Consider the following 5,565-nt stretch of genomic DNA (forward strand, 5'->3'; position numbering starts at 1 on the left):
CCAAACAGCCTTTTAATGACTGCCTGATTCTATTCATTTACTCTCTATCAACAGGATTTGACAAAGAGCCACATATTCTAACCGATATATCACGCACAAGAAAAGACCCACTTTTGACAAAGCGAGTCTTTTCAATGCAATGATTATTTGCCAGTTGCTTCGTTAACGATCTTTTGATAATTACGCAAGCCGTCAAAATCAGAATCTTTAGCATCTACATAGCCATAGTGGCTATAGATGCTTTCAATAATTTGTTTGCCTTTCTTAGATTTAGCAATGTTTTTGAAAGCCTTAGCTAATTTAACTCTGAACTTCTTAGGCATGTCCTTTCTAACAGAGATGGTATCGTTAGGAATCCATTGCGTGAAGTAAATCGGAACAACATCAGTCATTGCTCTCTTATCATCCTTCGCAGCGATATCACGGGCATCTGAGAATACAAATGCAGCATCCACATCCCCGTTTAAGACTGAAATAACCCTTTGGTCATCGCTAGTAATATTAACGAGCTTGCTATCCTTGGTGACGTTCAGACCTTTTTTATAAAGTTCCGCAATTGGATAAACATAACCAGATGAAGAACTAGGATCACCAATGGCAATTTTCTTTCCTTTCAGATCTTTCCAAGATTTAATCTTTGATCCCTTTTTCACCACAATCATGCCACGATACTTGTGCATCAATTTGTGATTCATCTTGCCTGATGGCTCATCATATCCATACCGTTCGGCCTGTAAGAGTACGTCCGCAATCCCGCGTTTATGCGCCAACATATAAGAATAAGGTGGCATGAAGCCAACGTCAACCTTCTTAGAAGACATTGCCTCAACCAAGCCGCTGTAGTCTGTAGAAACAGTTACGTGAACTGGAATATGTAACTGCTTTTGCAAAAGCGTGCCTAATGGCTTGGCTTCAGCTTCCGTCTTGTTTGCTTGCGTGCTAGGCACAAATTCAACATTTAATTCTTTTGGTTCATTTGTTGAAGATGAACTTTTTTTATTGCCCGAGCATGCAGATAGAGACAATGCAGCTAAAACAGCGAATGCACCTACTAAAACTTTTTTGATTTTCATAAAATTCTATTATCCTCCGATGCGTTCATGAATGACTTATTTCAGTAATAGGTATATCAAAAAATTAATGGTTTTAAAACTAAAAATATTAATTATTTTAAGCAATTATATTATACAATATATGCTTTTTACATGAAATCCCAGAATATAAAAATTATGAGCGTGATATTTATCACAGTTTAAGAACATTGATATGAAAATAAAAGACACTCGCCATAAAGCAAATGTCTTTTAACTTAATTACCATCTGGATCATCATGCGCATAATCCAAGTTTGAAAACCGGTTATACGGTTTAGAAAACATTAATTTTACGGTACCACGACTACCCGAACGGTTCTTTTCAATAATTACTTCAACTTCACCGTTATCGTCTTCGGATCCTACTTCATTGCTGCTACCGCTATTTTCACCATCTTCTGGCTCATCACGGTAATAATCATCACGATATAGGAAAGATACAATATCGGCATCCTGTTCAATTGATCCAGATTCACGAATATCAGACAATACAGGCCGTTTATCCTGTCTCTGCTCAACTGACCGTGACAACTGGGAAAGGGCAATGACGGGCACGTGAAGCTCCTTAGCTAGCTTCTTTAATTGCCGTGAAATTGCGGAAACTTCTTGTTGCCGTGATTCACTACGTGGACCTTCAATCAGCTGCAAGTAGTCGATCACAATTAGCCCCAGGTTGCCCTTTTCTTTGGCTAGTCTTCTGGCTTTTGCACGGATTTTACTCATTTTAATACCCGGAGTATCATCAATAAAAATATCCGTGTTGGCAAGCGAGCCTGACGCAATTACTAACTTGCGCCATTCCTCTTCATCAAGCTGGCCTGTTCTTAAGTGCTGAGAATCTATTAGTCCTAAGGATGCTAACATTCTTTGAACTAACTGTTCCCCACTCATTTCTAGAGAAAACATCGCAACAGTTTTATCAGTATGAAGCCCCACAAACTGTGCCACATTCAATGCAAATGAAGTTTTACCTACACCAGGCCGTGCAGCGATAATGATCAATTCATCATCATGAAAACCAGTCGTCATCTTATCCAGTTCAGCGAATCCTGTTGGCAAACCTGTAACCATATTGCCATCATCAGGGATATTATTAATATCCTTAATAGTGGAATTAACGATTTCCTTAATTGTTCTGAAACCACCACTATTATTTTCTGATGACACATTCATAATTTCGCTTTCTGCGTCATCAAGAATATCGGTTACATCATCTGACCCATCAATTGCGTTAGAAATAATCTTTTGACTAGCAGAAATCAGTCTGCGCAATAGTGCCTTGCGGTGCACAATTTGTGCATAGTAAGTAACGTGCGCAGCAGTAGGAGTGGCCAATGCCAACTCTGAGACATAACTAATCCCACCAATGTCATCTAGATGATTTCTCTTGTTTAGTTCATCTTGAAGGGTCAGCGGATCAATTGCATCCCCGCGGTCTGACAAATCCAGCATCGCTTGATAGATGATTTGATTTGCCCTTTCATAAAAATCTTCAGGTTGAACTACTGCACTAGCATCTGCAATTGCTTCTGGATCAATAAAAATCGCACCCAGAACGGCTTTTTCCGCATCTGAGTCGTGTGGAATTTGTTGAGAAACGATATTATCCATCAATCACAACCACTTTTTATAAAAATAGAATTAGTCTTGTTCAGTAACGTGTATACGAATAGTAGCTTCAACGCCCTTGAACAACTTAGCATGAACATTAGTGTAGCCCAATGTCTTGATTGGTTCTGGCAAGTTCAACTTACGCTTATCAACCTTGATGCCATATTGTTTTTCAAGGCCTTCCACGATCTTCTTGCTTGAAATTGAACCAAACAAACGTGAATCTGTCCCAGCCTTTGACTTGAAGTGGACGATTGTATCATCTTTTTCAAGTTCTGCCTTAATCTTTTCAGCTTCAGCTTTTTCAGCTTCGTAAGCAGCCTTTTCGTTAGCTTCTACACGTTTCAAGGTATTCATATTACCCTTAGTAGCTACCTTAGCCAAGCCACGCTTAATTAAATAGTTTTGTGCATAACCATCTGGAACTTCCTTAACTTGTCCACGCTTACCACGACCTCTAACGTCTTGTGTAAAAATAACTTTCATCTTGTTCTCCTTTATTCATTTTCCTTTTCGTATTCATCAATTGCCTGAAGCAATTTTGCTCTTGCTTCTTCAATAGTAACACCTTTGATCTGGGTAGCCGCATTGTAAAGGTGACCACCGCCGCCCAGCTTTTCCATAATAATTTGCACGTTAATCTTACCCATGGAACGTGCAGAAATACCAATGGTATCTGGAGTGCGCCGCGTAATGGCAAAACTAGCACCCACATTTTCCAAATCAAGTGCCGTATCAGCTGCTTGAGCCGTGATGATTGGATCAATAATTTTGTCATCAGGGCCACACAAAACAGCTATATGTGGTTTTACCATCTTCAAAGTTGCAACCAAGTGTGTTCTCTCAAGGAAGCTATCGATGTCTTCCTTAAGCAGCGAACTTACCACAGCTGAATCGGCACCAATTGACCGCAAGTAACTTGCCGCATCAAAGGTTCGAGTACCCGTTCTAAGCGAGAATTCTTTAGAATCGACGACGATACCAGCCAGCATTGCAGTTGCTTCTAAGTCTGTTAATACTCGCTTGCCTTGAGCTGGTTGTTGATACTCAATCATCTCAGTGACCAACTCACAAGCAGAAGAAGCATATGGTTCAACATAGGTAAGCATTGGGTTTTCTGGGAATTCCTCACCACGTCTATGGTGATCAATTACGATAATCCTATTCTTCAAGCGGTCATACAAGGGCTGAGAATAAGTAATTGAATACTTAGAGTGGTCAACCATGACCAACATTGATTTATCGGTTACTTCAGCCAGAGCTTCCTCAGGACTGATAAAAATATCCTTGTCCTGATTCTTCTGTTGCATCCTGATGACTAAGCGGCCTACGTCATAATTAGTCTTGTTAGTGTCCAAGACAAAATTAGCTTTTACGCCATGAAGTCGAGCCAATTTTACGACACCAATACCACTACCAACAGAATCCATATCCGGACGTTGGTGACCAACAACGAAAACGCGGTCTGCATCTTTGAAAAGTTCACTAATTGCTTGTGAGACCATTCGTGCTCTAACTCTGGTTCGCTTCTCCATTGGGTTAGATTTACCGCCATAAAAGCGTGCATCCTTACCCGGTTGACGGAGCACGACTTGGTCCCCGCCTCGTCCTAAAGCTAAATCAAGGTTAGATTGTGCCTGGTTGGCAATTTCAGATAGCGAATCGGAGCCAAAAGCAATCCCGACTGACAAAGTAAGCGGAGTATTGTTGCGGCTAGTTTCTTGCCGCACTTTATCCAAAACAGAAAACTTGTCCTTTTCCATCTCAGCTAAATCTTGCATATGTACTAGCAGTAAAAAGTGATCTTCATCGATCCGTTTTAAATATGCCTTAAACTTCTTAGCATAATTGCTTAGCGTGTTTTGTACATATGAACTCATGCTGGTCAATTCCTGATCATGCATTGTCTCACTTAATTCATCATAATTATCAATAAAGACCTGCCCAATGGCAAGACGTTCGGCTTCATATTTGTCTTCAATTTTTGCATAACGTGTAATATCCAACAGATAAATTACGCCCAAATCATCTTGAACTACCATTTCAAAACGGTGTCCATCCCAATTAACTATGTGATTTTCTGAGGTTTTAGCTTCAATCGCTTCATTCAACAATTTATTCAGATCTGGATCTACAGCTTCAATTGTGTGACCTACTAGGTCTGTATCCTTAAGATACAATTGCAGATAAGGGTTTACCCATTGAATCTGGTGATCAGAATCATAGAGCAAAATACCAAGCGGCATCTTGATCATTGCTTCTTGTTCACTACGTTTTATACGGTAGGACAAATTAACTGCAAAATTAGTTGCCTTACCTGCTAAAATGTAGGTTCCATAAATGGCAAAAGCAACAGACAAAATGAAAATCAATACCATTGCCAGGCCAAATAATGGACTCATAATCATCGCAATAATGCTTCCCACTAAAGAAAGCACTAAGATGATTACTACGGAAGCTGTTAATCGTGAATCTTTAATAAATTCAGGCAATTCAAGCTTACGTAAAAAATCTTTCATGAAGATCCTTCCTATTACAAGGTAAAATATATCAGTATCAATTATACATTATTACGCGTTATGAATGAAAAGAGTAGATGCTAAAAAGAGAATCTCTGACTAACAGAGATTCTCTTTTTAGATATTTTGTAATATATGCTATTTCTTCAAAGCAGCAGTTTGTGCTTCTTCTGGTGTATTAGATGGGGTTAGTTTAACACCGTGAAATTCAACATCACTTGCTTTTACATAGGCATCTTTAACCGTAAAGTAATTATGATCTGCATCTAATCTTTTCGTGACCAGATGATAAAACAACTCTGCTTTTTGTTCAGTAGGAACCCAAATATATAATAATTTATC

4 protein-coding genes and 1 pseudogene are annotated in these 5,565 nt (G+C 39.2%); all 5 read right to left on the reverse strand.

Annotated features, from left to right (window positions below; genetic code table 11):
• Positions 1–143 precede the first annotated feature (143 nt).
• Complete coding sequence (phnD, locus tag HMPREF0518_RS00275) at positions 144–1,073, reverse strand: phosphate/phosphite/phosphonate ABC transporter substrate-binding protein (protein ID WP_003624873.1); 930 nt, start codon at positions 1,071–1,073, stop codon at positions 144–146.
• 236 nt (positions 1,074–1,309) lie between these two features.
• Complete coding sequence (dnaB, locus tag HMPREF0518_RS00280) at positions 1,310–2,704, reverse strand: replicative DNA helicase (RefSeq protein ID WP_003624875.1); 1,395 nt, start codon at positions 2,702–2,704, stop codon at positions 1,310–1,312.
• A 30-nt stretch (positions 2,705–2,734) separates the two neighbouring features.
• Positions 2,735–3,190, reverse strand: coding sequence for a 50S ribosomal protein L9 (rplI, locus tag HMPREF0518_RS00285; RefSeq protein ID WP_003624877.1), 456 nt, complete (start codon positions 3,188–3,190; stop codon positions 2,735–2,737).
• 11 nt (positions 3,191–3,201) lie between these two features.
• The gene (locus HMPREF0518_RS00290) at positions 3,202–5,223 is read right to left on the reverse strand and encodes a DHH family phosphoesterase (protein WP_003624880.1); all 2,022 of its coding nucleotides are present in this window, start codon (positions 5,221–5,223) and stop codon (positions 3,202–3,204) included.
• 138 nt (positions 5,224–5,361) lie between these two features.
• A pseudogene (locus tag HMPREF0518_RS00295) lies at positions 5,362–5,565 on the reverse strand (hypothetical protein); the annotation flags it as partial.

It is taken from the genome of Lactobacillus helveticus DSM 20075 = CGMCC 1.1877, from assembly GCF_000160855.1.
GTDB classification, from domain to species: domain Bacteria; phylum Bacillota; class Bacilli; order Lactobacillales; family Lactobacillaceae; genus Lactobacillus; species Lactobacillus helveticus.